Annotated in this window: 24 protein-coding genes; 10 read left to right on the top strand and 14 right to left on the bottom strand. The window is 70.0% G+C overall.

Annotation, left to right across the window (positions count from 1 at the left end; all coding sequences use genetic code 11):
• Positions 1–557 precede the first annotated feature (557 nt).
• Positions 558–1283, top strand: a complete 726-nt coding sequence (locus B9Y95_RS06305; RefSeq protein ID WP_085510997.1) for a TetR/AcrR family transcriptional regulator — start codon at positions 558–560, stop codon at positions 1281–1283.
• A gap of 65 nt (positions 1284–1348) precedes the next feature.
• Entirely contained in the window at positions 1349–1864 is a 516-nt protein-coding gene (locus tag B9Y95_RS06300) for a CarD family transcriptional regulator (RefSeq protein ID WP_064296128.1), read from the top strand.
• Between the two features lie 66 nt (positions 1865–1930).
• Here the strand turns inward: B9Y95_RS06300 and B9Y95_RS06295 are convergent, their stop codons facing one another.
• A complete protein-coding gene (locus B9Y95_RS06295; protein ID WP_079706047.1) occupies positions 1931–2329 on the bottom strand; it encodes a hypothetical protein in 399 nt (132 codons plus the stop codon).
• A gap of 67 nt (positions 2330–2396) precedes the next feature.
• Between B9Y95_RS06295 and B9Y95_RS06290 the strand changes: the two genes are divergently transcribed.
• Positions 2397–3236, top strand: a complete 840-nt coding sequence (locus B9Y95_RS06290) for a siderophore-interacting protein (RefSeq protein ID WP_085510996.1) — start codon at positions 2397–2399, stop codon at positions 3234–3236.
• Between the two features lie 39 nt (positions 3237–3275).
• Here B9Y95_RS06290 and B9Y95_RS06285 read toward each other — a convergent pair whose 3' ends face one another.
• Complete coding sequence (locus tag B9Y95_RS06285) at positions 3276–4274, bottom strand: NAD(+)/NADH kinase (RefSeq protein ID WP_234993980.1); 999 nt, start codon at positions 4272–4274, stop codon at positions 3276–3278.
• Positions 4275–4434: 160 nt separating this feature from the next.
• Between B9Y95_RS06285 and B9Y95_RS06280 the strand changes: the two genes are divergently transcribed.
• Positions 4435–5208: an alpha/beta hydrolase gene (locus B9Y95_RS06280; RefSeq protein ID WP_085510994.1), complete on the top strand. Its 774-nt coding sequence runs from the start codon at positions 4435–4437 to the stop codon at positions 5206–5208.
• 42 nt (positions 5209–5250) lie between these two features.
• Here B9Y95_RS06280 and B9Y95_RS06275 read toward each other — a convergent pair whose 3' ends face one another.
• Positions 5251–5712 (bottom strand): DUF3817 domain-containing protein, encoded by a 462-nt coding sequence (locus tag B9Y95_RS06275; RefSeq protein ID WP_085510993.1) that lies wholly within the window; start codon positions 5710–5712, stop codon positions 5251–5253.
• Between the two features lie 197 nt (positions 5713–5909).
• Here B9Y95_RS06275 and B9Y95_RS06270 point away from each other — a divergent pair, with 197 nt between their 5' ends.
• Complete coding sequence (locus tag B9Y95_RS06270) at positions 5910–6959, top strand: LLM class flavin-dependent oxidoreductase (protein ID WP_085510992.1); 1050 nt, start codon at positions 5910–5912, stop codon at positions 6957–6959.
• Between the two features lie 6 nt (positions 6960–6965).
• Here the strand turns inward: B9Y95_RS06270 and B9Y95_RS06265 are convergent, their stop codons facing one another.
• Positions 6966–8180 (bottom strand): sensor histidine kinase, encoded by a 1215-nt coding sequence (locus B9Y95_RS06265; protein WP_085510991.1) that lies wholly within the window; start codon positions 8178–8180, stop codon positions 6966–6968.
• A gap of 104 nt (positions 8181–8284) precedes the next feature.
• On the opposite strand from B9Y95_RS06265, the gene B9Y95_RS06260 reads away from it, so the two are divergent.
• Positions 8285–9019, top strand: coding sequence for a response regulator transcription factor (locus tag B9Y95_RS06260; RefSeq protein ID WP_085510990.1), 735 nt, complete (start codon positions 8285–8287; stop codon positions 9017–9019).
• 27 nt (positions 9020–9046) lie between these two features.
• Here B9Y95_RS06260 and B9Y95_RS06255 read toward each other — a convergent pair whose 3' ends face one another.
• Positions 9047–11491: an ATP-dependent DNA ligase gene (locus B9Y95_RS06255; RefSeq protein WP_085510989.1), complete on the bottom strand. Its 2445-nt coding sequence runs from the start codon at positions 11489–11491 to the stop codon at positions 9047–9049.
• Positions 11492–11602: 111 nt separating this feature from the next.
• On the opposite strand from B9Y95_RS06255, the gene ku reads away from it, so the two are divergent.
• The 3 genes from ku to B9Y95_RS06240 all read left to right on the top strand — a co-directional run bounded on the left by ku (position 11603) and on the right by B9Y95_RS06240 (position 15373).
• Positions 11603–12583, top strand: coding sequence for a non-homologous end joining protein Ku (gene ku / locus B9Y95_RS06250; protein ID WP_085510988.1), 981 nt, complete (start codon positions 11603–11605; stop codon positions 12581–12583).
• A gap of 32 nt (positions 12584–12615) precedes the next feature.
• Positions 12616–13098, top strand: a complete 483-nt coding sequence (locus tag B9Y95_RS06245) for a VOC family protein (RefSeq protein WP_370582633.1) — start codon at positions 12616–12618, stop codon at positions 13096–13098.
• 91 nt (positions 13099–13189) lie between these two features.
• Positions 13190–15373, top strand: a complete 2184-nt coding sequence (locus B9Y95_RS06240) for a RecQ family ATP-dependent DNA helicase (RefSeq protein ID WP_085510986.1) — start codon at positions 13190–13192, stop codon at positions 15371–15373.
• A gap of 7 nt (positions 15374–15380) precedes the next feature.
• On the opposite strand, the gene B9Y95_RS06235 is transcribed toward B9Y95_RS06240, so the two are convergent.
• The 7 genes from B9Y95_RS06235 to B9Y95_RS06205 form a co-directional block, all read right to left on the bottom strand.
• On the bottom strand, positions 15381–16883 hold the full coding sequence (locus tag B9Y95_RS06235; RefSeq protein ID WP_085510985.1) for an MFS transporter: 1503 nt from the start codon (positions 16881–16883) through the stop codon (positions 15381–15383).
• Positions 16884–16998: 115 nt separating this feature from the next.
• Positions 16999–17781: an ABC transporter ATP-binding protein gene (locus tag B9Y95_RS06230; protein ID WP_085510984.1), complete on the bottom strand. Its 783-nt coding sequence runs from the start codon at positions 17779–17781 to the stop codon at positions 16999–17001.
• Positions 17778–18599, bottom strand: coding sequence for an ATP-binding cassette domain-containing protein (locus B9Y95_RS06225; RefSeq protein ID WP_085510983.1), 822 nt, complete (start codon positions 18597–18599; stop codon positions 17778–17780). The genes B9Y95_RS06230 and B9Y95_RS06225 overlap by 4 nt, the downstream gene beginning before the upstream one ends.
• Positions 18596–19462 (bottom strand): ABC transporter permease, encoded by an 867-nt coding sequence (locus B9Y95_RS06220; protein ID WP_085510982.1) that lies wholly within the window; start codon positions 19460–19462, stop codon positions 18596–18598. Before B9Y95_RS06220 ends, B9Y95_RS06225 begins: the two co-directional genes overlap by 4 nt.
• A complete protein-coding gene (locus tag B9Y95_RS06215) occupies positions 19459–20427 on the bottom strand; it encodes an ABC transporter permease (protein ID WP_079706032.1) in 969 nt (322 codons plus the stop codon). Before B9Y95_RS06215 ends, B9Y95_RS06220 begins: the two co-directional genes overlap by 4 nt.
• Positions 20428–20489: 62 nt before the next feature.
• Positions 20490–21983, bottom strand: a complete 1494-nt coding sequence (locus B9Y95_RS06210; RefSeq protein ID WP_234993979.1) for an ABC transporter substrate-binding protein — start codon at positions 21981–21983, stop codon at positions 20490–20492.
• A 57-nt stretch (positions 21984–22040) separates the two neighbouring features.
• Positions 22041–22805, bottom strand: a complete 765-nt coding sequence (locus B9Y95_RS06205) for a DUF1684 domain-containing protein (RefSeq protein ID WP_085510981.1) — start codon at positions 22803–22805, stop codon at positions 22041–22043.
• Positions 22806–22955: 150 nt separating this feature from the next.
• Here B9Y95_RS06205 and B9Y95_RS06200 point away from each other — a divergent pair, with 150 nt between their 5' ends.
• The gene (locus B9Y95_RS06200; RefSeq protein ID WP_085510980.1) at positions 22956–23420 is read left to right on the top strand and encodes a GNAT family N-acetyltransferase; all 465 of its coding nucleotides are present in this window, start codon (positions 22956–22958) and stop codon (positions 23418–23420) included.
• Here B9Y95_RS06200 and B9Y95_RS06195 read toward each other — a convergent pair.
• Entirely contained in the window at positions 23417–24163 is a 747-nt protein-coding gene (locus B9Y95_RS06195) for a GTP pyrophosphokinase (RefSeq protein WP_082916274.1), read from the bottom strand. The genes B9Y95_RS06200 and B9Y95_RS06195 overlap by 4 nt on opposite strands.
• A gap of 111 nt (positions 24164–24274) precedes the next feature.
• Complete coding sequence (locus tag B9Y95_RS06190; protein WP_085510979.1) at positions 24275–24730, bottom strand: VanZ family protein; 456 nt, start codon at positions 24728–24730, stop codon at positions 24275–24277.
• Between the last annotated feature and the right edge of the window lie 79 nt (positions 24731–24809).

The raw sequence follows: 24809 nt of genomic DNA, 5'->3' as shown, positions 1-24809 counted from the left end.
AAGCAGTATCGGACCGAGCCGGATCCCGCGCCGTTCTGACCGCTGCCGGTCCCTGAGCTGCGCCGCACTTCGACAAGCTCAGTGACCGGGAAAAGTGCGTCCGGAACGTCTCGGTCACTGAGCCTGTCGAAGGGTTGCTCGTGGGCACTTCGACAAGCTCAGTGACCGGGAGAAGTGTGCCCGGAACGTTTCGGTCCCTGAGTCTGTCGAAGGGTTCCTCGTGGGCACTTCGACAAGCTCAGTGGCCGGGAGAAGTGTGCCCGGAACGTTTCGGTCCCTGAGTCTGTCGAAGGGTTCCTCGTGGGCACTTCGACAAGCTCAGTGGCCGGGAACAGTCTGTCCGCACCGCTTCGGTCCTCGAACCGTGCCGCACTTCGACAAGCTCAGTGACCGGGGGAGGTTCTCCGGGAACGATTCGGTCCCTGAGCCTGTCGAAGGGTTTCTCGTGGGTGCGTCGACACGCTCGGTGACCGGGAGAGGTCAGCCGCACACGCTCGGTCCCCGAGTCGACACCTGTCTCGGACAGCTGTCCGAGAAGTCGTGGTACACTGTTGGGAATGCCTCGCACATCAGGACTTCCCGCCCTCGGTGTCGAGCAGTCCACCACTGAACGTCCCGCTCCGCCGTCGCGCGTCGAGCGCTTCGCTCCCGTCCTCCGAGTGACGGGCGATCCCCGTGCCGAGCGCACCAGGCAGACGATCTTCGACGCCGTCGCCACTATCCTCGCCGGTCGGCCGGAACGCGTGTCCGTCGGCGACATCGTCCGGGTCGCCGGCATCAGCCGCAGTTCGTTCTACGCCCACTTCGCCAGCCTCGACGACCTCACCGCGGCCTACCTGCGGGTGCAGTTCGCAGGCCTTGCCGCGTCCGGTGTCTCGGTGCGTCCCGCGGGGGAGTCGCTGGGCAGCGCCGAGCGCGCCCGCGAAGCCTACCGACGACTCGTCGCCCAGCTCCTCGAAGACGCACCGCTCTATTCGAGCGTGCTCGAGCTCCCCGTCGCCCGCAGCGCGTTCGACGACCTCGTCGGCGAGCACGCCGACCACCTCATCGGCTCGCTCCTCGAGCGCACCGAGGTCCCGGTCGGCATCCCGGCGGGCCTGGTGTCCGCCTATGTCGCCGGTGGCACGCTCTCCCTCGTCGACGGCTGGCGCCGCGGACGCATCGACGTCTCGGACGACGAACTGGTCGAAGCCCTGGTCGCCCTGCTGCCCGCCTGGCTGCTCGACGAACGACCCGTCGGCGCGTCACCGCCACCACCGACCCCCGAATCATCCGGCCGCTGAACCGCCGGAGCACGACGACGCCGGTGCGCGAGTACCGGTGACGACCTGAGAAGAGAAGAGGAACCATGCAGTTCATCGTTGGAGAGACCCTGGTCTACCCGCACCACGGAGCGGTCACCATCACCGAGTTGTCGAAGGTGACGATCAAGGGTGTCGAGCAGGACGTCATGACGCTTCGCGTGCACACGTCCGAGCTCACCATCAAGCTGCCGATCGCGAACGCCGACCTCGTCGGTGTGCGCGACGTCATCGACCACGACGGCGTCCAGGCCGTCTACGGCGTGCTCCGCGAGCCGTTCGTCGAGGAGCCCGGCAACTGGTCGCGTCGGTACAAGGCCAACCAGGAGAAGATGGCCAGTGGCAACGTCCACCGCGTCGGCGAGGTCGTCCGCGACCTGTGGCGTCGCGACCAGGACAGCGGCGTTTCGGCCGGCGAGAAGCGCATGCTCCAGAAGGCGCGCCAGGTGCTCGTCTCCGAACTCGCGCTCGCGCAGTCGATGACCGACGAAGAGGCGTCCGCGGGCCTCGACGAGGTGCTCGCCTCGTCGATCGCGACCCCCGAGGCCGTCGCAGCCAAGTAGGACCCATGTATACGAAGAGCGCCCCGCCGGTTCGGCGGGGCGCTCTTCGTCGTCGTGGAGGGTGCCTCAGCCCCCGGTGTTGCCGCTCACGATCGCCAGCACGCCGACGACCGCGATGGCGATGATGGGGCCGAACGACAGGGCGGCCTTGGTGATCGTCCAGGCACGGCTCTCGCGTTCCGGTGCCGGCAATTCGGCGGGCGACACGTAGACCGGGGCCTGCCCACCGTCACCGGACGCGCCGCCGCTGAGCTGCAACACCCGCGTGTCCGTCCAAGCTCGTCCGTCGAAGTGGACCTGGCGTTCCTCGTCGGTCGGGTGCGGGTACCAGCCCGCGGCTTCGGCCTGCGACGGCTTGTCCCGCTGGAACCGCAGCACCCTCGAGTCGCCCCAGGTCTCGCCGTCGAAGTGGAGTTCCTTCGTCGGGTCGTCGGGGTGCGGGTACCAGCCTGCGGTCGTAGCCATCCCTCAAGTATGACAGCGGGATCGGGGATGCCGAGACCGTCCGATGGGCGGCAGAATGGAGACAATCATGACGACGACACCGCGACCTCGAGCCCCACGTCCACAGATCATCCTCGAGGTGGTCCGCAGTTCCTGGGTCACACCGCACCTCGTGCGCCTCACCCTCGGCGGTCCCGGCTTCGCCGACTTCCAGCCCAAGGACGCCACCGACAGCTACGTGAAGATCTCCTTCGCCAAGCCCGAACTCGGCCTTGAGCCGCCCTACGACCTCGCGGCGCTCCGCGAGACGCTGGCACCCGCCGACCTCCCGGTCACCCGCACCTACACGGTGCGACGCGTGGACCAGGCGGCGGGCACCATCGACATCGACTTCGTGGTGCACGGCGACGAGGGGATCGCCGGCCCGTGGGCCGCTGCCGCGCAGCCGGGAGACCGCGTCGTGCTCGCCGGCCCGGGGGGTGCCTACCGGCCCGACCCGACCGCCGACTGGCACCTCTTCGCGGGCGACGAGTCTGCGATCCCCGCGATCGCCGCCGCCCTCGAGGCACTCCCGGCGGACGCGAAAGGGCTCGCGTTCCTCGAGATCGGTGGCCGGGACGACCTCGTCGACCTCGACCACCCGTCCGGGGTGCAGCTGATCTGGGTCGGACGTGCGGCCCGCGACGAATCGACGGCCGCGCTCCTCGCGACCGCCATCAGCGGACACCCGTGGCCCGACGGACGCGTGCAGGTCTTCGCCCACGGCGAGCGCGAGTCGATGAAGGCGTTGCGCGAGGTGTTCCTCACCCAGCGCGGGCTCGACCGGTCCCAGCTCTCACTGTCCGGGTACTGGGCCTACGGGCGCACGGAGGACCGCTTCCAGGCGGAGAAGCGCGAACCGATCGGTGTCGTCCTGCCGGCCTCGTGACGCCCCGCCCCGGCGCCGCGCTGCGGGCGGGCGCCGGACTCAGTGCGAGGGGTCGGCCGGCTTGTTCCGCGTCCGGCGGACCCGCGACGGACGCTCGACGCGCGCGCGGATGTCCGGTGGGACGAGGTCGAGCAGCTGATCGCGACGCAACGGGAGGTCGAGCAGGCTGAGCTTCATCCGGCCCTTGCGCGAGTGCCGGCTCGGGTCGAGTCGCACGACGTTGGCTGCGTCTCGCACGAGCCGGACGGTCACGACCGCGCCACTCGCGACATCGGCGAGGACCTGGCCGTCGATCTCGACCGCCGCCTGCTTGGTCGCAGTACCGATCGAGAACTGCAGGCGCTCCGCCGGCCCGAGGATGAACGAGCGGTCGATGCCCGACATTGGGGCGACCGGTGTCACGACGGTGGCGGCGACGGCGGGGGAGAGCACCGGCCCGCCGGCCGCGTAGTTGTAGGCCGTCGATCCGGTCGGGGTGGCGATCACGATCGCATCGGCTTTGAAGTACCCGTAGGCGGTGCCGTCCACGGCGAGGTCGGCCATGACCACGCCGGTTCCCGGGCGCCGGGCGATGGAGACGTCGTTGAAGGCGAGGAGATGGGCGACCTGCTCGCCGGTGGTGATCGTCACCTCGAGACCGTGGTGCGGTTCGAGGGAGAACTCGTTGTCGCTGACCCGTTGGAGCGCCTCCGCGAGGGCGGCCGGCTCGACCTCGACGAGGAAGCCGACGTTGCCGTAGTTGACGCCGAGCACCGGTGCGGATCGGCCGGCGAGCAGCCGCATCGCCCCGAGCATCGTGCCGTCGCCGCCCATCGCCACGGCGACGTCGACCGACGACGCGAAGGCGTCCTCGTCGAGCAGTTCGACGTCGTCGCCGAGCCGGTTGGCCTCCGCACGGAGTCCGACGAGGCGCGCGCCGTGTTCGAGCTGCCATGAGCGGAGGATGCGGACGGAGTCGTCGATGTTCTTCGTCGGGTGCGTGATGAGGCCGATCGTCATCGACGGCCCGGTGGGGTGCTTCGTGCGAGTGGTGGTCACCCGTCGAGCATAGGCCGATCGCCTGACAGCGCGACCGAGACCCCAGCAGCCAGCGGGCAGCGGCGTGCCTCACGACCGACGCGCGCTGGGCCGCGTTTGGGATACTGGAGGGAGCCGGTCCGCCGTGATCCTCGCGGGGCGCCGAGCGTGGAGGAACGACATGAGCGATGTGACCGAGCACCCTGGCCGACCACGGCGGGCGGGGCGGCTGAAGCCGATCCTCATCGGAATCCTCGGCGCGGTGCTCGTGATCGTCCTCGGGTTCGTCGTCTGGACCCAGATCGTCATGCAGGGCACCCGTTCCGCTGCACTCTCCGTGTGGGAGGATCCGGCGGTCTCCGTCACCGACGTCGGCGACGCCGTGGTCCTCGCCCCGACCGCGGATGCCGAGCGTCCGGCCTCCGGTACCGGTCTCGTCTTCATCCCCGGCGCGAAGGTCGACCCCTACGCCTACCTGTACAAGCTGTCCGGCGTCGTCGAGGAGGCCGGCGTGACCGTGGTCATCACGAAGCCGACGCTCAACCTGGCGTTCTTCGACCAGCGGCCGCTGGAGACGTTCACCGCCGCCGCCCCGGACGTCGACACCTGGTTCGTCGGTGGCCACTCACTGGGTGGGGTGCGTGCCTGCCAGCTCGCGGAGGGTCCCGCGGTGACGGGTCTCGTCCTGTTCGGGAGTTACTGCGCGAACGACCTCTCCGGCTCGGCGCTCGAGGTGCTGAGCCTCGCGGGGAGCGACGACGGACTGAGTACTCCGGAGAAGGTCGCCGACGCGCGCGTCCGGCTGCCCGCTGACGCGACGATGATCGAGATCGACGGGGCGAACCACGCGAGCTTCGGTGACTACGGGGTACAGCCCGGTGACGGCTCGGCGACGATCTCCAGCGATGAGGCCCGCTCCGAGATCACGCGGGATCTGGTCGAGCTGCTCGGCTGAGCATCGGGGGTGGGTCCCAGCTGTCCGCAGGGCCTCTGGCGATCAGCCCTTCGGGACCGGCGGCCCGACGACGAGCAGGGCCGTGAAGACGGCGACGACCACGAGGCCGCCGACGACCACGAGCAGGATCGGGTGTCGGACGAGCCAGCGTGTCAGGCGGTCGAGCACGCGCTGGTCACGCGGGTCGGCACCCGCGTCACGGCGCCATGCCCCGTCGAGTCGGCCGGTGCGGTCCGCCCAGAAATCGAAGGGGATGGTCGCGTACGGGACGACGGCGCTCACGAGGCCCACGAGGATCGTGCCGATGGGCCAGCGTTGGTTGATCCCGATGAGCAGGACCGTCGCACCGTAGACGAGGAACACGAAGCCGTGCAGCGCGCCACCGATGCTCACGCCGACGTCGGTCGTCTTCGTGACGTACTTGAGGATCATCCCGATGATGAGCAGGGTCCAGGTGATCGCCTCAGCGATCGCGATCAGGCGGAAGAGGCGGCGCGGCGACACAGGGGCTCCAAGGCTCGGGGTGCAGGTCTTCCAGCTTGCCAGGGACGGCTGAGAGGGTGCTCCCAGCGGGCGCCCGGTTCTGCCACCCTGGGTGGATCGGGAATACCCGTCGGAGCGACGGGGTTCACCGATATGTATGCAAACACATACAATCGCCGCGATAGCTCGCGGCGAGCCACACGACGTTGGAGAACCCCATGACCACACCCCTCGAGTTCGGCATCGACACCTTCGGTGACGTCACGGTCGACGCCGACGGCGCACCACTGTCCCAGGCGCAGGTCCTGCGCAACGTCGTGGAGCAGGGCGTCCACGCCGAGGCGGTCGGCCTCGACTTCATCGGGGTTGGAGAGCATCACCGTGAGGACTTCGCGGTCTCGTCACCCGAGGTCGTGCTGGCGGCGATCGCAGCCCGCACCGAGCGCATCCATCTCGGATCCGCTGTCACGGTGCTGAGCTCCGACGACCCGGTGCGCGTCTTCCAGCGGTTCGCGACGCTCGACGGCATCTCCGGAGGGCGGGCCGAGGCCATCCTGGGCCGCGGATCCTTCACCGAGTCGTTCCCGCTCTTCGGGTACGAGCTGTCGCAGTACGAAGAGCTCTTCGAGGAGAAGCTCGAGCTGTTCGTCGCCCTCCTCGAGCAGGAACCGGTCACGTGGTCGGGCAAGACGCGCGCGCCGCTCCGGGAGCAGTCGGTCTACCCCCGGGTGGAACACGGGAAGCTGAAGACGTGGGTCGGTGTCGGCGGAAGCCCCGAGTCGGTCGTGCGGACCGCCCGATACGGCCTGCCGATGATGCTGGCCGTGATCGGCGGTGGGCCGCTGCGGTTCGCCCCCTTCGTCGACCTCTACCACCGCGCACTCGCGCAGTTCCAGCTGCCGACCCAGCCCGTCGGCATGCACTCGCCTGCCCACATCGCCGAGACCGATGAGCTCGCGCAGGAGCAGCTCTGGCCGCACTACCGGGCGATGATGGACCGGATCGGCCGCGAGCGGGGCTGGAGCCCGATGACGCGCGGGCACTTCGAGCAGGAGGCCGGCCCGGAGGGTGCGCTGTTCGTCGGTTCGCCCGAGACGGTCGCGCGGAAGGTCGCGACCGCGGTCGACGGCTTGGGGCTGTCCCGCGTGGATCTGAAGATCAGCAACGGTTCACTGTCGCACGAGCACCTCATGGACAGCATCGGTCTGTACGGCTCCGCGGTCGTCCCGCGCGTCCGTGAGCTGCTGACTGAGACCTCGACCGCCTGATCCGGCTCAGCGGATCGCCGGCGGTCGGTAGGGCATCGTCAGGGTCAGGACGGTCCCGCCGGTCTCGCCGTCGGCTGCAGGGCCGACCCTGAGGGACCCGCCGAACGCGCCGGCCCGTCGATCCAGCTGCAGCAGGCCGCCGGACGGTTCGGCGTCGTCGCGGAGACCGGAGCCGTTGTCGACGACGCGCAGCTCGACGGCGCCCGCCATCGTCCCTCGCCGCTCGGTGGCGGGTGACGAGACCCGGAGGTCCACGACGAGTCGGTCGGCTGCCCCGTGGGTCAGCGCGTTCGTCACGCCTTCCTCGAGCGTCCGGACGACGACCGCGCGCTCCGCGGTCGTGAAGACGTTGTCGATCGGGTCGTCGAGGAGCCGGAAGTCCGGCGAGACGTCGAGACTGGTGGTGATCGACGGGGGGAGCCGTTGCAGGATCGCCCGGATGCTCGGGGCGATCCCGACCTCGAGCAGCGGCGGCGACAGGAGCCGGCTGAGTTCCCGTACGTCGCGCTCGCGCACCGTGCGGAGTTCCTCGCCGAGCGACCGCAGGGTCCTGGCCGCGTCCGACCCGACGTCCGGGCCGCCCTGCTCGAGCGCCGTGGTGACGGATGCGAGCTGGGCGCTGATCAGGACGAGGTGCTGCTGCAAGGTGCCGTGCAGTCCTTCCGCGACCTCCCGCTTCACCCGCAGCTCCTCGCCCTGCAGGGACTGGAGGGCGAGGTCGGCCCGGTGTCGCTGGTCGGCGTGCGCGCGCTCCTCCTCGCGGGCGCGTCGCCGGGCCGCACTGAGGCTGAACCCGAACGTCGCGCAGACCGCCAGGGCGAGCGTCGTCGTTCCGGCTTCGACGAGGACCGTCTGCAGGCTCGGGTCGCGGTACACGCCCAGCAGGAGCTGGAGTCCGCTTCGCAGCAGCCCCGTCAGCATCGCCACGAGGAGGACACCCGCGAGCACCTTCGGGCGCCACCACTCGTGGAGCGACGGCCCCCACCTCGACCACAGCAGGAGGGCGAGGACGAGGATCGCCGCGCTCAACGAGACGAGGTTGGCGGTGACCCGTTCGGCGAGCATGCCACGTGTCCCGCCCGGGGCGACCCAGGTGTAGATGTAGACGCTCTGGAAGGACACCGCGAGTCCGAAGACCGCGGCCATGGCGCCACTTGCCGTGATGAACGCCCGGCTGTCGCTCCAGCGCTCAGCGCGAGCGGTCCGGGCCTCCTGGGTCATGGCTCCATTCTGACCTGCCGTGCCCGCCACCGCCGACATCGACGTGCGGTCGTTCGGGAGCTTCCCCCTCGGTCGTTCCCCGGTCGATCCGGGATACTCGGAACATGCACCACCAGTCGCACTCCGACCCCTCGCCCGCCGCGCTGTCCACGGTCGGTGATGCGACGACGGATGCCGCGACCACCCGGCCACTGCGTGTCGGGGTGATCGAGGATCAGCCGCTGCTCGGCGGCATGCTCGCCGAGCTGCTCGACGGGGCGCCAGGAGTGACGTTCGTCGGGCGTGCCGGGACGGTCGCCGAGGCCCGACGGCTCTTCCTCCCGGGAACGGTGGACGTGCTGACCATGGACATCGAGCTGCCCGACGGCAACGGGGTGAGCCTCGGCGTCTCCCTCCGCAGGGCGCAACCCGGCCTCGGTGTCGTCCTGCTGTCCGCCTACGACCTCATGGACATGCTGCTCGAGATGCCGGCCGACGTCCGCGACGGGTGGAGCTACCTGTCGAAGACCTCGTCGCTCACGCGCGAGATCCTCCTCGAGGCCATCCGTGTCTCCGCGCGTGGCGAGACGATGCTCGATCCCGAGCTCATCGACCGGACCCGGCCCAGGGCGGGGTCGAGTCTCGAGTCGCTCACCGACCGGCAGTACGCCGTGCTGCAGCTGCTCGCGACCGGTCGTTCGAACACGGGGATCGCGACCAGGCTCGGGATCGCGGAGAAGTCCGTCCAAAACCACCTCACGGCGATCTACGCGGCGCTCGGGATCGAGCACGACACCTCGAGCAACCCTCGGGTCTCGGCCGTCCTCGCCCTCCTCGCCGAATCCGGCCGCTTGTCCTGACGGGACGTCCGCGGTCGATGCGCGGGCTCAGCGTCCGCGGTCCGGCGCTTCGAGGTCGTCCACCGTCCGATCGGGGCGCCACCCACGCCAGACCGGATGCCTGAACCGTCCGTCCGGTGTCCACTCGCTGAAGCGGACCTCTCCGATGAGGACCGGTTCCACCCAGTTGGCGTCGGCCGCATCGGCCGGCGGGACACCCACGAGTGTCGTCGATGCCCGACCCAGCCGTTCGAAGCGGAGCGCGGTCGCCGCCAACTCCCGGTCGCTGAAACCGCTTCCGACCCGACCCGCGTAGTGCAGGAGGCCATCCGGGCCCGGCACCCCGAGCAGAAGCGACCCGATCCCACCCGAGCGCCCGCCCCGACCGGGACGCCAGCCGGCCACGACGACCTCCTCCATGCGTTCGTGCTTGAACTTGACCCAGGTGCTGCTGCGTCGACCCGGCCGGTAGCGACCGTCGAGCTCCTTCGCCATCACCCCCTCCAACCGCAAGCCCCGACTCACCTCGAGCGCATCGTCGAGCGAGCCGTCGATCGTCGGTGGCACCTGGACGACGGTCCCGGACTCGATCGTCCGCTCGAGCAGCTCGCGACGCTCCCGGTAGGGCAGCTCGGTCCGATCCGTGTCGTCCAGCGCAAGCAGGTCGAACAGCAGGAGCCGGACGGGCGTCCGACGGCGCTCCCGTTCGACGTCCCGTTCCGAGGTGAGCTGCATCCGACGCTGCAGCAGGGAGAAGTCGGGACGGCCGTCAGGACCCGACGCCACGATCTCGCCGTCGAGGACGACCGCACGGCCGGCGAGCGACGCCGCGAGTTCCTCGACCACCTCCGGGTACGCCGCCGTGAGGTCCTTGCCGTTCCGGCTCGACAACCGCACCCGCCCCGTCGAGCCGTCGACGCTCGCGATCGCACGGATGCCGTCCCACTTCATCTCGAACGCCCAGGATCCGTCGTCGACCAGCTCGCCGGGTACCGCGACACTCGCGAGCATGGGGGTGGGGATCCCACGATGCCGTGCGACCGGGGGAGCCGGCGGGTCACCCGGGGCGCGCATCCGATGGATGAGCCACGACGGCGCCTCCCGACCCGTCCCACCAGCGGTCCGGATGAGCGCGAACCGCATCGGCCCGCCGAGCGCGCCTCCCGCCCGGCCGCGCAGGGTCCCGATGACCTCGTCGTCGCGCCACTTCTCCAGCTCGTAGGTGCCCGCGTCCCAGATGGTCACCTCGCCGGCCCCGTACTCGCCCGCGGGGATCGTGCCCTCGAAGCTGCCGTACTCGATGGGGTGGTCCTCCGTGCGCACCGCCAGATGGTTGCTGCTCGGATCCGTCGGCACCCCCTTCGGCAGGGCCCACGACACCAGCACGCCGTCGTGCTCAAGTCGGAAGTCATGGTGGAGTTTCCGGGCCTCGTGCCGCTGGATCACGAACGAGGGCGGTGCCCCGGCAGCGGCAGGCGCCGGCGGTCCGTCCGGGACGGGCTCGGGCGTCCGCTCCGCATCCCGCTTCCGCCGGTACTCCACCAGCCGGTCCTCGTGCTCCGACGGGCGGATCGTGATCGACGGACGCGGGTCGCCGAGCACCCGCAACGGGTCCTCACCGTCCGCCAGACGCTCGAGCACCGCAGGGAACTCCAGCTGCGCCAGCCCCGGATCGTCGAGCTCCTCCCACCGGCGGGGAGCCGCCACCGTCGGCCGCGACCGACCCCGCAACGAGAACGGCGCGATCGTCGTCTTCGACCCGTTGTTCTGACTCCAGTCGACGAAGACCTTCCCCGTCCGCCGCTGCTTCGACATCTCACTCACCACGAGGCCCGGCTCGTCCGCGGCCAGCGCCCGCGCGAGCTCATGCGCCACGAGCGACACCTCCGCGGAACTCTGCCGACCGTCCAACGCCGCATACAGGTGGATCCCCTTGCTCCCACTCGTGAGCGGGACCGGATCCAACCCCATGTCCACCAACACCGCCCGCGCCAGGCCCGCGACCCCCGCGCACTCGCCGAGGGACACCCCCTCACCCGGATCGAGGTCGAGGACGAGACGGTCGGGCGGACGGCGCTCGCCGGATCGGTCGAACCGCCACTGCGGCACGTGCAACTCGAGCGCACCCAGTTGCGCCAGCCACGTGAGTGTCGCGAGATCGTCGACGATCGGGTACTCGTTCGTGTGATCGCTGTGCTCGATGGGGAGCCGCTGGACCCAGTCGGGAGCCGAGGCACCCAGGTCCTTCTGGAAGAACCCCGACTCCGGCGACGCAGCCGTCCCGACGCCGTGCACCCAGCGTTTCCGGGTCACCGGCCGATCGGCGAGGTGTGGGAGGAGGTGTTCGGCGACCGCGGCGTAGTAGGCGAGGACCTCGGCCTTCGTCGTGCCGGTCTCGGGGTACAGCACCTTGTCGAGATGGGTGAGTTGGATCCGGCGTCCGTCGACGTCGACCCACTGCGTCTGCCCGCCGCCACCGCTCGTCCTCGCCATGGCGATCAGCCTGCCGCCCTCGGGCGTCAAGGGCTAGCCCTTGAGGATGTTCCGGGTGTCTACTGGTCACCACGACAGCGCGGGCGGATTCGCCGGCGGACAGGAGCGGTCATGCGCGCGATCTGGAAGGGTGCGGTCACCTTCGGCCTGGTGAACGTCCCGGTGAAGGTGTACAGCGCCACGGAGGACCACGACCTCTCGCTGCACCAGGTTCACGACGCGGACGGTGGACGCATCCGGTACCAGCGCAAGTGCGAGGTCTGCGGGAAGGTCGTCAGCTACGACCACATCGACAAGGCCTACCAGGACGGCGAGCAGACGGTGGTCCTCACCGCCGACGACCTGGCATCGCTCCCCGAGGAACGCAGCCGCGAGATCGAGGTCGTCGAGTTCGTGCCGAGCGACGACCTCGACCCGATCATGTTCGACCGCAGTTACTTCCTCGAACCGGACTCCTCCTCGTCGAAGGCCTACGTCCTCCTCCGGCGGACGCTCGAGGAGACCGACCGCACGGCCATCGTGCGGTTCGCCCTCCGCCAGAAGACGCGTCTCGGCGCCCTCCGGGTGCGCGAGGACGTCATCCTCCTGCAGACCCTGCTCTGGGAGGACGAGGTCCGCGAGGTGCGGTTCCCGGCACTCGAGGAACGCGTCCACATCTCCGCCAAGGAACTCGAGATGTCGGAGGCGCTCGTCGAGTCCTTCTCATCCCGCTTCCGCCCGGACGCGTTCGTCGACGAATACCAGGCACAGCTCCGGAAGCTCATCGACGCGAAACTCGAGCAGGGCGACGCACTCGACACCGCCGCCACCTTCGGCGAGCAGCCCGAACCCGACGACGACACGGGCGCCGAGCCGATCGACCTCATGGAGGTGCTGCAACGCAGCATCGAACGGCAACGTGGCACGACCGGCGCGAAGACGGCGAGTGGAGCGAAGCGATCCGGCGCCGCCAAGCCCGCCGCGACGAGCAGCTCGGCGAAGACCGGTACCGCGAAGACTGGTACCGCCAAGACGAGTGGCGCGAAGACCGCTACCGCCAAGACCGCGGCGTCGAAGCCGTCGACCGCGACGAAACGCAAGAAGAGCGCCTGAGCGACGACGCCCGGGCAGAGAGGGAGCACGACATGATGGAGCACCGCATCACCCCGTTCCTCTGGTACGACTCGCAAGCCGAGGAGGCGGCGACCTTCTACGTGTCGTTGTTCCCCGACTCCCGGATCACCTCGGTGAGCCGCTACCCGGAGGGCGGACCCATGCCGGCGGGCCAGGCGATGGTCGTCGAGTTCGAACTCGAAGGACTCCCCGTCAGCGCGATGAACGCCGGGCCCATCTTCTCCTTCACCGAAGCGTTCTCCTTCTCCGTCAGAGCCGACACCCAGGACGAGATCGACCGGCTCTGGGACGCCCTCATCGCCGACGGTGGTGCCCCGAGCCAATGCGGCTGGCTCAAGGACCGCTGGGGACTGTCCTGGCAGATCGTGCCCGGCATCCTCGCCGAACTGCAGAACGACCCTGACCGGGAACGCGCGGCACGGGCCATGCAATGCATGATGGGGCAGACCAAGTTCGTCATCGCCGAACTCGTCGCCGCAGCGGACGGTCGATAGCGGCTCCTCCACAACCGACCAGCCGACGGGACACCGCCCCTCCGAGACGCCGACGCAGTCCACCGTCAGCAGCTCCTGACAGACTTGCCGCATGTCCCACCCCAGCGCGCCCACCCCCGCCCACCCCGAACCAACGCCCACCGGATCGGTCGCCGAGGCGACGGCGGCGCTCGCCGCACTCACGGGCGTTCCGGGGGCCACGTTCCACGACGGTCAGCTCGAGGCGATCCTCGCGCTCGTCGACGAACATCGTCGTGCGCTCGTCGTCCAGCGCACCGGTTGGGGCAAGTCCGCCGTCTACTTCATCGCGACCGCCCTCCTGCGCCGACGGGGCGCCGGACCGACGCTGCTGGTCTCGCCGTTGCTCGCGCTCATGCGCGACCAGGTGGCGGCCGCCGAGCGTGCCGGCGTGCGCGCGGTGGCGATCAACTCGGCGAACGCGCACGAATGGGACGACGTCCGGGCGCGCCTGGAGGCCGACGAGGTCGACGTCCTGCTCGTGTCACCCGAGCGGCTCAACAATCCACGCTTCCGCGATGAGCAGCTCCCGACCCTCGTAGCCCGCACGGGCATGCTGGTGGTGGACGAGGCGCACTGCATCTCCGACTGGGGACACGACTTCCGACCCGACTACCGGCGGCTCGCCGAACTGATCGGACGTCTCCCGGCCGAGGTCCCGGTCCTGGCGACCACCGCGACGGCCAACGCACGCGTCGTCCGCGACATCGCCGAGCAGCTCACCGCACCCGGCGCCGCAGGCTCCCAAGGAGCCGAGGTGCTCACCATCCGCGGCTCGCTCGCGAGGGCGTCCCTCCGGCTCGGCGTGCTCCGGCTGCCGGAGTCACGGGACCGCCTCACGTGGCTGCTCAGCCACCTCGGCGGGCTCACCGGGTCCGGCATCATCTACACGCTCACGGTGTCCGCCGCGGAGGACACCGCGCGGCTGCTGCGCGAGGCCGGTCACGAGGTCCGGGCCTACACGGGCCGGACCGATCCCGACGAACGCGAGGAGTCCGAGCGACTCCTCAAGGAGAACCGCCTGAAGGCGCTGGTCGCGACGAGCGCGCTCGGCATGGGGTTCGACAAACCGGATCTCGGGTTCGTCGTGCATCTCGGCGCCCCGTCCTCGCCGGTCGCGTACTACCAGCAGGTCGGCCGTGCGGGCCGCGCCACCGAGCACGCCGACGTCCTCCTCCTGCCCGGAGCGGAGGACGAGGAGATCTGGCAGTATTTCGCGACCGCGTCGATGCCGGACGAAGCGCGGGCCACCGCGGTCCTCGACGCACTCGACAGCCAGCCGCGGTCCACGCCCGCGCTCGAGGCGCTCGTCAACCTGCGCCGCACACCCCTCGAACTCCTCCTCAAGGTGCTCGACGTCGACGGCGCGGTGCAGCGAGTGGCCGGGGGATGGGTGTCGACCGGGCAGCCGTGGGTCTACGACCGGGAGCGGTACCGGCGGATCGCCGAGGCGAGGGTGGCGGAGCAACAGGCGATGCTGGCCTACGAGCGGGGCGACGAGTGCCGGATGCTGGTGCTGCAACGTGAGCTCGACGACGCGAGCGCGGTGCCCTGTGGCCGATGCGACCGGTGCGCCGGGCCGTGGTTCCCCACCGAACTCGACAGTGCGGCGGCAGCCTCGGCGTCGGAGGCGCTCGGCCGGGTGGGCGTGGAGCTCGAACCGCGGGCGCAGTGGCCCACGGGAGCCGACCGCCTCGGGGTCACCGCCGACGGCTCAGCGGTGAAGGGACGCATCGCGCTCGAGGACCGCCTCGAGGCCGGGCGCGCGCTCGCTCGGCTCACCGACCTCGGCTGGGGCGGTGTGCTGCGTGAACTCTTCGCCGCGGGCGCACCCGACGCTCCCGCCTCCCGCGCGGTCATCGACGCGAGCGTCCGCGTCCTGGCGGATTGGCCGTGGACGCAACGACCGGCCGCCGTGGTCAGTGTGCCGTCACGGTCGCGTCCGCAGCTCGTCGACTCCGTGGCGAGGGGCATCGCATCGCTCGGGCGACTGCCGTACCTCGGGGAGCTCGACCTCGTCGGCGACGGCCCGCGCGGTGGTCCCGGCGGCAACAGCGCCTACCGCCTGGCGGGCGTCTGGGACGCCTTCACCGTCGGATCCGAACTCCGGGCGCAGCTCGCAGCGCTCGAGGGAGCGCCGGTCCTGCTCGTCGACGACCGCGCCGACAGTCGTTGGACGCTCACCGTCGCCGGTCGCGCGCTCCGCCGCGCCGGTTCCGGCCCGGTCCTCCCGTTCGCGCTCGGGATCGTGGGCTGATCACCCGTCAGCCCTCGTGGAGGCTGGAGCGGGTGTCCTTGGCCAGATGCCGCGGCAGCAGGATCGTGCAGACGAGTCCGACGACGGCGGCTGCAGCGCAGATCGCGAAGCTCAGGCGGAAGGCGTCCGCACTGGGTGTCGTGACGGTACCGTCGGTGACGACCTGGGAGGCCAGGATGGCGCCGATCACCGCACTCGCGATCGTGGAACCGAGCGTCCGCATGACGGAGTTGAGTCCGTTGGACGCCGCCGTCTCGCTGGGCGGGACGGCACCCATGATGAGCGTCGGCATGGCGGCGTAGGCGAACCCCACCCCGAAGCCGACCGCGGTGGCCGTGAGCACGGTGTGCCAGACCTCGGTCATGAGTCCGATCGCGATCGCGTAGCCGACCGCGATGATCGCGATGCCGATCAGCAGGCTCAACCGGGCGCCCTTGGCCGCGGTCAGTCGCGCGGCGACCGGCGACATCGCCCACATGATCAGACCGCTGGGCATGAGGCAGAGGCTCGCGATGAGCATGTTCTGCCCGAGACCGACCCCGGTGCCGACCGGCGCCTCGAGGATGCCCGGGAGGACGACCGTGCTCCCGAAGAACGCGAAACCGACCGTGATGGATGCGAGGTTCGTGAAGAGCACCGTCCGTCTGGCGGCGATCCGCAGGTCGACGAGCGGACTGGCGGACCGTACCTCGAACCATCCCCAGAGCAGGAGCACGACGACGCCGCCGATCAAGCAGCTGAGGGTCCCGACGCTCGTCCAACCCCACTCGTTGCCCTTCGAGACGGCGAGGAGGATGGGGACGAGTCCGGCGGCGAGACCGATCGCGCCGATCCAGTCGAAACCGCCTTCACTCCGGAGGGTGCTCACCGGGACGAAGCGTGCGACGAGGACGAAGCCGATGAGCCCGAGGGCACCCGCGACCCAGAACAGCACGTGCCAGTCCAGGTACTGCGAGATCACGGCGGAGATCGGCAGACCGACGGCACCACCGATGCCGAGGGTGGCACTCACGAGCGCGACCGCGGGGCCGAGCCGCTTCGCATGGAGCACGTCGCGCAGGATGCTGATGCCGAGCGGGATCACGCCCATCGCCATCCCCTGGAGCGCCCGGGCGACGATGAGCGGGACGATCGTGGACGAGAATGCGGCGAGCACCGAACCGGCCATCATGATCCCGAGCAGGACGAGCACCATCCGTCGTTTGCCGTAGAGGTCGCCGAGCCGACCGGCGATCGGGGTCGCGACCGCGGCCGACAGGAGCGTCGCCGTCACGACCCACATGCTGTCGGAGGCGTGTACGCCGAGGATCGTGGGGAGCGACGGCACGAGTGGGGTGACGAGCGTCATCATGAACGCCGCGACGAGACCGGTGAAGGCGAGGCTCGTGACGACCGCCCGCTCCGGAAGTGGCTTGCGGAGTGCCGCCCGCTCCTCGTCGCTGAGCCAGGGGCGCTCGGCCCCAGGCTGGTCCTCGTCGTGGTCGTCGGGCTGCGCTGAATCCTGCGTCACGGGTCCTGTTCCTGTGGAGAGTCGATGCGGCCGAGGCCACTCGGAGTCGAACACCGTCCGTCGGCGCGGTATTCCCGGCTCGGCCGGGCCGATGTCGTCCGGCCTCGTCGTCGACTCAGCGCGGGAGGCGGGGGATCGCCGCGATGAGCTGCTTCGTGTAGGCCTCGGCGGGATCGTGGAGGATCTGCGCGGTGGCGCCGGCCTCGACGACCTGTCCGTGTCGGAGGACCATCGTGCGTTCACACAGCGCTGCGACCGTGCCGAGATCGTGCGAGACCATGACGAGCGCCAGACCGTTCGAGGCCCGCAGCTCGGCGAGGAGCTCGATGATCTGGATGCGGGTGCTCATGTCGAGGGCGCTGACGGGCTCGTCGGCGAGGAGGAGTCGGGGGTTCGGGACGATAGCGCGGGCGATGGCGATCCGCTGCCGCTGGCCGCCCGAGAACTCGTGCGGGAACCGCGACGCCGCGTCGGCGGGCAGTCCCACCGCCTCGAGCGCCTCGGACGCGCGGACGGCCGCCTGCTCGGTGGTCGCCAGCCGGAGGGATCGCAGCGGTTCGGCCACGATGCGCCCGATGCGCTGCCGCGGATCGAGCGAGGAGTACGGATCCTGGAAGACGGCCTGCACCGATGCGCGGAACCGGCGGACCCGCGTCCGGTCGCGGGGGTCCAGGGCGCTGCCGTCGAACCGGACCGAGCCCGTGGTCGGCCGGTCGAGGCCGAGCAGCAGCCGGAGGAGGGTGCTCTTGCCGGCGCCGGACTGACCGACGATCCCGACGGCCTCTCCTGCGCCGACGGCCAGCGACACGTCGTCCAGGGCCTCCTGACCGCCGCGGTACCGGAAACCGACAGCGTCCAGCTCGAGTATCGGCGTCGTCGTGATCGGTACATCGGTCATCGTGGGTCCTCCAGCGCGTCGTCGAGCGCGCGTGCGCTGGCGACCAGGCGACGGGTGTCCTCGTGCTGCGGTGCCGTCAGCACCTGAGCCACCGGGCCGCGCTCGACGGCGCGACCCTCGCTCAGCACGACCACCTCGTCGACCATGGCCGACACGACGGCGAGGTCGTGACTGATGAACAGGAGCGCCATGCCGCGTTCCCGGACGAGCCGGTCGATGAGCGCGAGCACCTCCGCCTGGACGGTCACGTCGAGCGCCGTCGTCGGCTCGTCCGCGATGAGGAGCTGCGGGCGACCGGCGAGCGCGATGGCGATCGCGATGCGCTGCCGCTGCCCGCCGGACAGCTCATGGGGATAGGACGCGGCGATGCGTGCGGTGTCGGTGAGGGACACCTCGACGAGAGCTGCTTCGACGGCCTCCTCGAGCCGTGCGCCCCGGAGTCCCAGATGGCGACGCAGGGGCTCGGCGAGTTGCGCGCCGACGCGCATGAGCGGGTCGAGGGCGGTCAGCGGTTCCTGGAAGACGAGTCCGGCAACCCGACCGCGGAGCGGCCGCAGCGCGCGGTCCGGGGCACCGATCACCTGGGTGCCGGCCAGTTCGACGCTGCCGCTCGCGGTCAGCTGTTCGCCGAGCAGTCCGATCACCGCAAGGGAGGTCAAGGACTTCCCGGACCCGGAACCGCCGATGAGGCCGAGGCGACCCCCGGCGGCGATAGTCAGGTCCAGCCCGTCGAGGAGCGGCCGGTCTGCGCCGTCGGGAGCACCGCGCCGGGCGCCTCGGGTGATGGTCAGGCCGGAGATGTCGAGGAGATCGCTCATGCGCCGCGCCTCCTCGTCGGATCGCCGAGGTCGCGCAGGCCGTCCGCGATGAAGTTCACGCCCACCACGAGCATCACCACGGCTACACCCGGAGCGATCGCGCCGATCGGTGCCGTCGTGACGGTGGCCTGGGCCTCCTGTAGCAGGCGCCCCCAGGAGGCGTTCGGCGGCGGCGCGCCGAGGCCGAGGTACGACAGGCTCGCTTCGGCGAGGACGGCGATGCCGAACTGCAGCGCGAGGTTGACGCTCAGGGTGGGCCAGATGTTCGGGAGCACGTGTTGGCCGATGACACCGGCCCAGCTCGTCCCGGCGGTCCTGGCCGCCACCACGTACTGCTCGCTGAGGACCCGCTTGGTGAGGATCCGGGTCAGGCGGGCCACGATGGCCGACATGGCGAGTCCGATCGCGATGATCGCGGTGCCGAGTGATGCGCCCTGGGCTGCCACGATGAGCATGGCGAGCAGGAGCACCGGGAAGGCGATCACGACGTCGAGCGCCGCGGAGATCGTGTCGTCCAGCCAGGCAGACGCGAAGGCCGCGGCGAGTCCCACGGCGATCCCGATGACCGCCCCGACCGCGACGGCCCCGGCGCCGGTTGCGAGCGCGATCCGCGCGCCGATCATGAGCTGGGTCATGAGGTCGCGACCGAGCTTGTCCGTACCGAGCCAGTGCGCGCCGCTCGGCCCCTCGAGGCGACCGCCGGAGGTATCCGTGGGGGCGAAGGGCAACCACACGAGCGAGACGGCCGCCAGGACGGCGATGACACCGACGAGGACGAGTCCGACGGTCAGCGTCGCGGACCGGGCGCGGCGCTGCACCGGGCGCCGGCCGGCGAGCGCGGTCTGGGCGTCGACGGCGCTCATCGGAGCCCGTTCCCCGAGATCGAGGTGCGCAGACGCGGATCGATGAGCCGCTGCGCGATGTCGGCGACGAAGCCCGTCAGGAGGACGACGAGGGTCGAGACGAGGAGGATGCCCTGGATGTTCGGATAGTCGTGCTGCTGGATCGCCGTCAGGAGCATCGACCCGAGGCCGGGCAGGCTGAAGACGCTCTCGACCACGACGGCGCCGAGGAAGGTGGTGGCGAGCTCGATGCCGAGGATCGCCACGACGGGCACCGCGGCGTTCCGGGCGCCGTGTCGGAGCAGGGCCTCGCCGAAGCCGGCTCCCTGCGCCCGTGCGGAGCGCAGATAGTCGCTCCCGACCACGTCGAGCGTGGCGGAACGGACGTATCGGGTGATGGACGCACTCATGACGATGGCGATGGTGATGACCGGGAGGGCGAGGCTCGTGAGTGCCGCGGCAGGATCGGCCCAGTCGTCGCGCGGGAAGCCGCCGGACGGGAACAGTCGGAGCGTCACCGCGAACACGCTGACGAGCAGGATGCCGACCCAGAACACCGGCACGGCGATCCCGAGCTGCGAGAGGCCGGACAACGCGATGCCGTACCAGCGGTCGGCCCGGAGCGCGGACACGACGCCGGCCACGAGGGCGAGTACCACGGCGAGGAGGAACGCGAGGAGCGTCAGCGGAACGGTGACCTGGAGGCGCGACGCGATCTCGGGTCCGACCGGGAGCGAGCTCACGAACGAGGACCCGAGGTCGAGGGTGAGCACGCCGCCGAACCAGGCGGCGAACTGCTCGCCGAGCGGCCGGTCGGCTCCCACCTGCTCGCGTGCCGCGTCGATCTGCTCCTGCGTGGCGTTCACCGAGAGCAGGGCGTTCGACGGGTCGCCCGGCAGCAGCCGGAGCAGCACGAACAGCACGGTCATGGCGACGAGGAACGACACCACGAGGAACGCGGAACGGCGCAGCAGGTAAGCGAGCATGGTGGACCTCAGCGTAGCGAGGCCCGGGCCGACCAGGCGGTGCCGATCGGCCCGGGCGACGACTACTTGCGGACGATGTCCGCCACGAAGAACTGCGAGTTCAGGCCGTTGACGCCGTACCCCGAGACGTCGCTCGCGGCGACGACGATCTGCGGGTAGAGGTAGAGCCACACGCTCGCCGCGTCCTCGGCGATCTGCTCGTTCACGAGCTTCAGCTTCGCCGTCTGCTCCTCGGTGGTGGTCGCCTGCTCGGCCTCCGACACCCACTGGGTCACCTCGGGGTTGTCGTAGCCCCAGTAGAAGTCCGGGTTGCCGTACCAGACGACGTCGCGGTCGTTCACGTGCTCCTGGAGCGTCGCCTGGAAGTCGCGTTCCTTGAACACCTTCGAGTACCACTCGTCCGCGCTGATCGTGTTGATCTCGACCGTGATGCCGACCTTCGCGAGTTCACTCTGGAGGAACTCGGCGACGGCCGGGTGCGGGTCGTAGCTCGGGGTGTCGAGGGTGAAGGTGAAGCCGTCGGCGAAGCCCGCCTCGGCGAGCTGCTGCTTGGCGAGCTCGGGGTCGTACGGGTTCACCTGCGTGAGGTCCTCGTACCAGGGGTCCGTCGGCGGGACCATCGACCCGATGAGTGTGCCGTAGTCGCCCCAGATGGATGAGAGCAGCTTCTTGGTGTCGATCGCGGAGTACACGGCCTTGCGGACGAGCGCCTGGTCGAACGGGGCGACCCGGTCGTTGAAGGCGAGCAGCTCCTTCGTCGTGGAGTCGCCGTCGGAGACGACGTAGTCCGCGTTGTCGGTGAACTGGCTCAGCTGGTCGGGGCTCTGCACGCTCGTGATGATGTCGATCTGCTTCGTGACGAGCGCATTGCTGAGCGCGGTCGCGTCGGTGAAGTAGGTGAAGACCACCTCCGCGTTCTTGGCGGGCTCACCCCAGTAGTCGTCCCAGCGCTCGAGGCTCAGGGTGCTGCCACGCTTCCAGTCGCCGAGCGTGTAGGGACCCGTGCCGTCCTCGGTGGTCTTGAGGTCCTTCGCCGCGTCGTTGACGATCCAGACGTAGCTCAGGTTGTAGATGAAGGAGATGGAGCGCTCGGAGAGGGTGATGACGACCGTCTTGTCGTCGGGGGTCGCGATGTCGGAGATCACCGCGAAGCTGCTCTTCCGCGCCGACTGCGAGTCCTCGGCGGTCACCGCTTCGATGCTCGACTTCACGTCCGCCGAGGTGAGCGGGTCGCCGGAGTGGAAGGTGACGCCGTCCTTGAGGGTGAAGGTGTACGTCAGGCCGTCGTCGCTCACCGCGCTGTCGGCGGCGAGCACCGGCTTGACCTCGCCGTCGTCCGTGAGGCGGTACAGGCCCTCGTACACGTTGCCGGTGAAGGCCTCCGTGACGCCCTGGCCGCCGCCGCCGGTGTTGCTGAGGTTCTGCGGCTCGTAGAGCGAGCCGACGGCGATGGTCGCGTCGTCGCCCGTCGCCGAGCTGCCACCACCACCGGCGCAGCCGGCGAGGGCGACGGCGGCGGCGACGGACAGGGCGACGAGCCCGATGGTTCTCTTCACGGAAACTCCTGTGGTGTGGGGGTAATGGTGCTGGTGCAGGCTGTGGGGTGCTGGTGGTCAGACGGCGTAGAGATCGAAGTCCTCGCGGAACCGGACGATCCGTTCCCCGGCGAGGAGGTCTCCGGCGAACCGGTTCTGCGGCGGCGGCATCGGACAGTTGTACTGCACGGAGAAGCCGCAGGGCGGCACGAACGCGCGGTTGAAGTCGAGGACGACCTCGCCCGCCGTGCCGAAGCCGCCGTCGTCGGTCCGCTGCACGAACAGGAACCGTCCGGCGCCGTAGCTGCCCGACTCGTCATCGCGGCCGTTCGTCGCATCGCCGAACACGAGGAGGAGCGTGCCGCCGTCGTCGAAGGCGCTCATCGTGTACTCGACGCCGTCCCGCGTGAACACGATGTCGCCGGGGACGACGAGCTCCCGTGATCCGCCGTTGTCGCGGATGTGCTCGAAGGGCACGGTCCGCGAGCCGTCGACCGGCGTGAACCGCGCCGTCTGGACCCAGGCGGGGTCGTACGGGAAGACCTCGATGCCGTCGAACGCGCCGATGGCGGGTGCGTTCGCGTCCCATCGGCGGATGCCGACCTCGTCCTGGCCGGTGTCGAGGTGGGTGCGGCGGAGCGTCGTCACCGTGACGCCGCTCGGCTGCTCGGCGGCGATGGCGGCTGCGGCTGCATCGACGGTGGCCGGCGTCTCCTCCGCGAGCCACCGCGTCTCGACGAGGGCGAGGTTCCCGAGGGGCGCGGTCACGGCGGCTCGACGGTCGTCGCGCCAGGCGTCGTGCTCGGCGATCGCGTTCGGCTGCGGGGCGGTGTGGATCGGCATGTCTCGATTCTCCGGATGACGACGGGCGGGTCCCAATCGTGTGTCCTTCGGAGTCCAGCTCGTTTCGGGCGGGAACTATTCCCGAGCCCGGCGACGACCCTGCGCGGGACGGCGAGCGACGGGGTCGCGACGTTCTGGGAGGATGTCCTCATGAACGCCACGCTCGTCCGCATGCCCGCCGATCGACTGCGGGGGTGGATGCTCGCCGCGAACGCGCAGTACCGCCTCGAACGCATCGAGGCGGGGGAGACCGAGGCAGAGGCGACGGCGAAGGCGGCACAGTCCCTCGCCGAGACGTTCCCGGCCGGCCGGCTCCAGGTCGGACACCTCGTCTTCGAGGTGGTCCTCGACGAAGCCGCGGTCGGCGTGCTCTGGATCGGACCGCGGAGCACGAGCCACCCGGACGAGTGGTGGATCTGGGACGTGGAGATCGACGAGTCGTTCCGCGGGCGTGGGCTCGGCCGGCAGGCCATGCAGCTCGCCGAGACGGCGGCCAAGGAACAGGGCGCGAAGACGCTCGGGCTGAACGTGTTCGGGTTCAACCGGATCGCGCGCGGCCTGTACGAATCGCTCGGCTACGAGACGATGGCCGTGCAGATGCGCAAGGCGCTCTAACGCGGGTCCAGCCCGTCGATCAGCTCGGTCATGACCCGGTCGGCGAGTGACGGAGGCTTCGGGTGCCCGTCGGCGGTGGTCCGCGAGGTCGTCGCCCGGTCGAGCGCGAGGACCTCACCGTGGAGGTGCTCCATCTTCGCGTCGAGCCTGGAGGCCGCCTCGGCTGCATGCTTGAGCTCGGCGAGCAGGCTGTCCGGCACGGCCTTGTCGTACTTGTAGTAGATCTTGTGTTCGAGGCTCGCCCAGAAGTCCATGGCGATCGTCCGGAACTGGATCTCGACGGGCACCTGCACGACGCCGTCGGACATGAACACCGGAACCTCGACGATCACGTGGAGGCTCTGGTACCCGTTCGGCTTCGGGTTCGCGATGTAGTCCTTGACCTTCACCACGGTGATGTCCTGCTGGCTCGTCAGGAGTTCGAACACCTTGTACGTGTCGGAGATGAAGCTGCAGGTGACGCGGATGCCCGCGATGTCCGTGATGTGTTCGCGGATGTCGTCGATGTCCTGCCCGTACTGCTTGCGTTCGATCTTGCCGATGATGCTCTCCGGCGACTTCAACCGCGAGCTGATGTGCTCGATCGGGTTGTAGTCGTGGATCTGCGTGAACTCCTCCTTGAGGATGTTGAGCTTCGTGGTGATCTCGTCGATGCCGAACTTGTACAGCATCATGAACCGCGTGAACTCGTCCTTGAGGCGCTTCAGCTCCTCGAGGTTGTCCGACGACGTTGGTCCGGTCATGGGCGTGCGCTCCAGCTCTGTCTCCGACGGGCCGACGGCCCGCTCGCACTCTACTGAAGCGGCCTTGGAACGCCTCTCAGCCTCCTGTGAATCAGGACCGTTGCGAGCAATTCAGTGCTGCAGGGCCGCGCGGCGACGTGACGAGGCCTGGAGTCGGCGGGCGCGCCCGGCGGTCAGCATCAGGCCGATGACGACCCCGGCGACGGCCCCCGACGTGTTCGCGAGGAGGTCGCGGGGATCGCTCACGCGTCCGGGGATCGCCAGCTGCGCGGCCTCGATGCCGACCGTCAGCGTGGCTGCGACAAGGATGGCGAGCCACCAGCGCCGTCGTCCGAGCAGGAGCAAAAAAAAGACGCCGATCGGGACGAACATGGCGATGTTCGCCCCGAACTCGAGGCGCTCGTAGGTGACCCACGCCGTCGACTCCCACCGGGCGAGGAGGTCGACGAGTCGGTATACGAGGGACTCGGTCCGGCCGTCGAAGGGCCGTGGGCCGAGGGTGACGGCCGCCACGAGCGCGAGGTACACCACGGTGAGGGTGCTGAGCACGGGATGGCGGCGGAACATCGGCCCAGCATGCCCGAGTCACCTTGGCGGCGCTTGAGTGTTCCCTGGACGGGGGCGATGCGTCGCCGATGAGGCCGGT

Source organism: Plantibacter flavus (genome assembly GCF_900177615.1).
In the GTDB taxonomy this organism is placed as follows: Bacteria; Actinomycetota; Actinomycetes; order Actinomycetales; family Microbacteriaceae; genus Plantibacter; species Plantibacter flavus.
The sequence above is the reverse complement of the archived record's forward strand: the minus strand, read 5'-3'. Positions and strand labels throughout refer to the sequence as shown.

What these genes read in the sequence shown, in the direction of transcription:
- B9Y95_RS06305 (WP_085510997.1), top strand. Translation starts at nt 558, where the DNA reads ATGCCTCGCACATCAGGACTTCCCGCCCTCGGTGTCGAGCAGTCCACC.
- B9Y95_RS06300 (WP_064296128.1), top strand. Translation starts at nt 1,349, where the DNA reads ATGCAGTTCATCGTTGGAGAGACCCTGGTCTACCCGCACCACGGAGCG.
- B9Y95_RS06295 (WP_079706047.1), bottom strand. Translation starts at nt 2,329, where the DNA reads ATGGCTACGACCGCAGGCTGGTACCCGCACCCCGACGACCCGACGAAG.
- B9Y95_RS06290 (WP_085510996.1), top strand. Translation starts at nt 2,397, where the DNA reads ATGACGACGACACCGCGACCTCGAGCCCCACGTCCACAGATCATCCTC.
- B9Y95_RS06280 (WP_085510994.1), top strand. Translation starts at nt 4,435, where the DNA reads ATGAGCGATGTGACCGAGCACCCTGGCCGACCACGGCGGGCGGGGCGG.
- B9Y95_RS06270 (WP_085510992.1), top strand. Translation starts at nt 5,910, where the DNA reads ATGACCACACCCCTCGAGTTCGGCATCGACACCTTCGGTGACGTCACG.
- B9Y95_RS06265 (WP_085510991.1), bottom strand. Translation starts at nt 8,180, where the DNA reads ATGACCCAGGAGGCCCGGACCGCTCGCGCTGAGCGCTGGAGCGACAGC.
- B9Y95_RS06260 (WP_085510990.1), top strand. Translation starts at nt 8,285, where the DNA reads ATGCACCACCAGTCGCACTCCGACCCCTCGCCCGCCGCGCTGTCCACG.
- B9Y95_RS06255 (WP_085510989.1), bottom strand. Translation starts at nt 11,491, where the DNA reads ATGGCGAGGACGAGCGGTGGCGGCGGGCAGACGCAGTGGGTCGACGTC.
- ku (WP_085510988.1), top strand. Translation starts at nt 11,603, where the DNA reads ATGCGCGCGATCTGGAAGGGTGCGGTCACCTTCGGCCTGGTGAACGTC.
- B9Y95_RS06245 (WP_370582633.1), top strand. Translation starts at nt 12,616, where the DNA reads ATGATGGAGCACCGCATCACCCCGTTCCTCTGGTACGACTCGCAAGCC.
- B9Y95_RS06240 (WP_085510986.1), top strand. Translation starts at nt 13,190, where the DNA reads ATGTCCCACCCCAGCGCGCCCACCCCCGCCCACCCCGAACCAACGCCC.
- B9Y95_RS06230 (WP_085510984.1), bottom strand. Translation starts at nt 17,781, where the DNA reads ATGACCGATGTACCGATCACGACGACGCCGATACTCGAGCTGGACGCT.
- B9Y95_RS06225 (WP_085510983.1), bottom strand. Translation starts at nt 18,599, where the DNA reads ATGAGCGATCTCCTCGACATCTCCGGCCTGACCATCACCCGAGGCGCC.
- B9Y95_RS06220 (WP_085510982.1), bottom strand. Translation starts at nt 19,462, where the DNA reads ATGAGCGCCGTCGACGCCCAGACCGCGCTCGCCGGCCGGCGCCCGGTG.
- B9Y95_RS06215 (WP_079706032.1), bottom strand. Translation starts at nt 20,427, where the DNA reads ATGCTCGCTTACCTGCTGCGCCGTTCCGCGTTCCTCGTGGTGTCGTTC.
- B9Y95_RS06205 (WP_085510981.1), bottom strand. Translation starts at nt 22,805, where the DNA reads ATGCCGATCCACACCGCCCCGCAGCCGAACGCGATCGCCGAGCACGAC.
- B9Y95_RS06200 (WP_085510980.1), top strand. Translation starts at nt 22,956, where the DNA reads ATGAACGCCACGCTCGTCCGCATGCCCGCCGATCGACTGCGGGGGTGG.
- B9Y95_RS06195 (WP_082916274.1), bottom strand. Translation starts at nt 24,163, where the DNA reads ATGACCGGACCAACGTCGTCGGACAACCTCGAGGAGCTGAAGCGCCTC.
- B9Y95_RS06190 (WP_085510979.1), bottom strand. Translation starts at nt 24,730, where the DNA reads ATGTTCCGCCGCCATCCCGTGCTCAGCACCCTCACCGTGGTGTACCTC.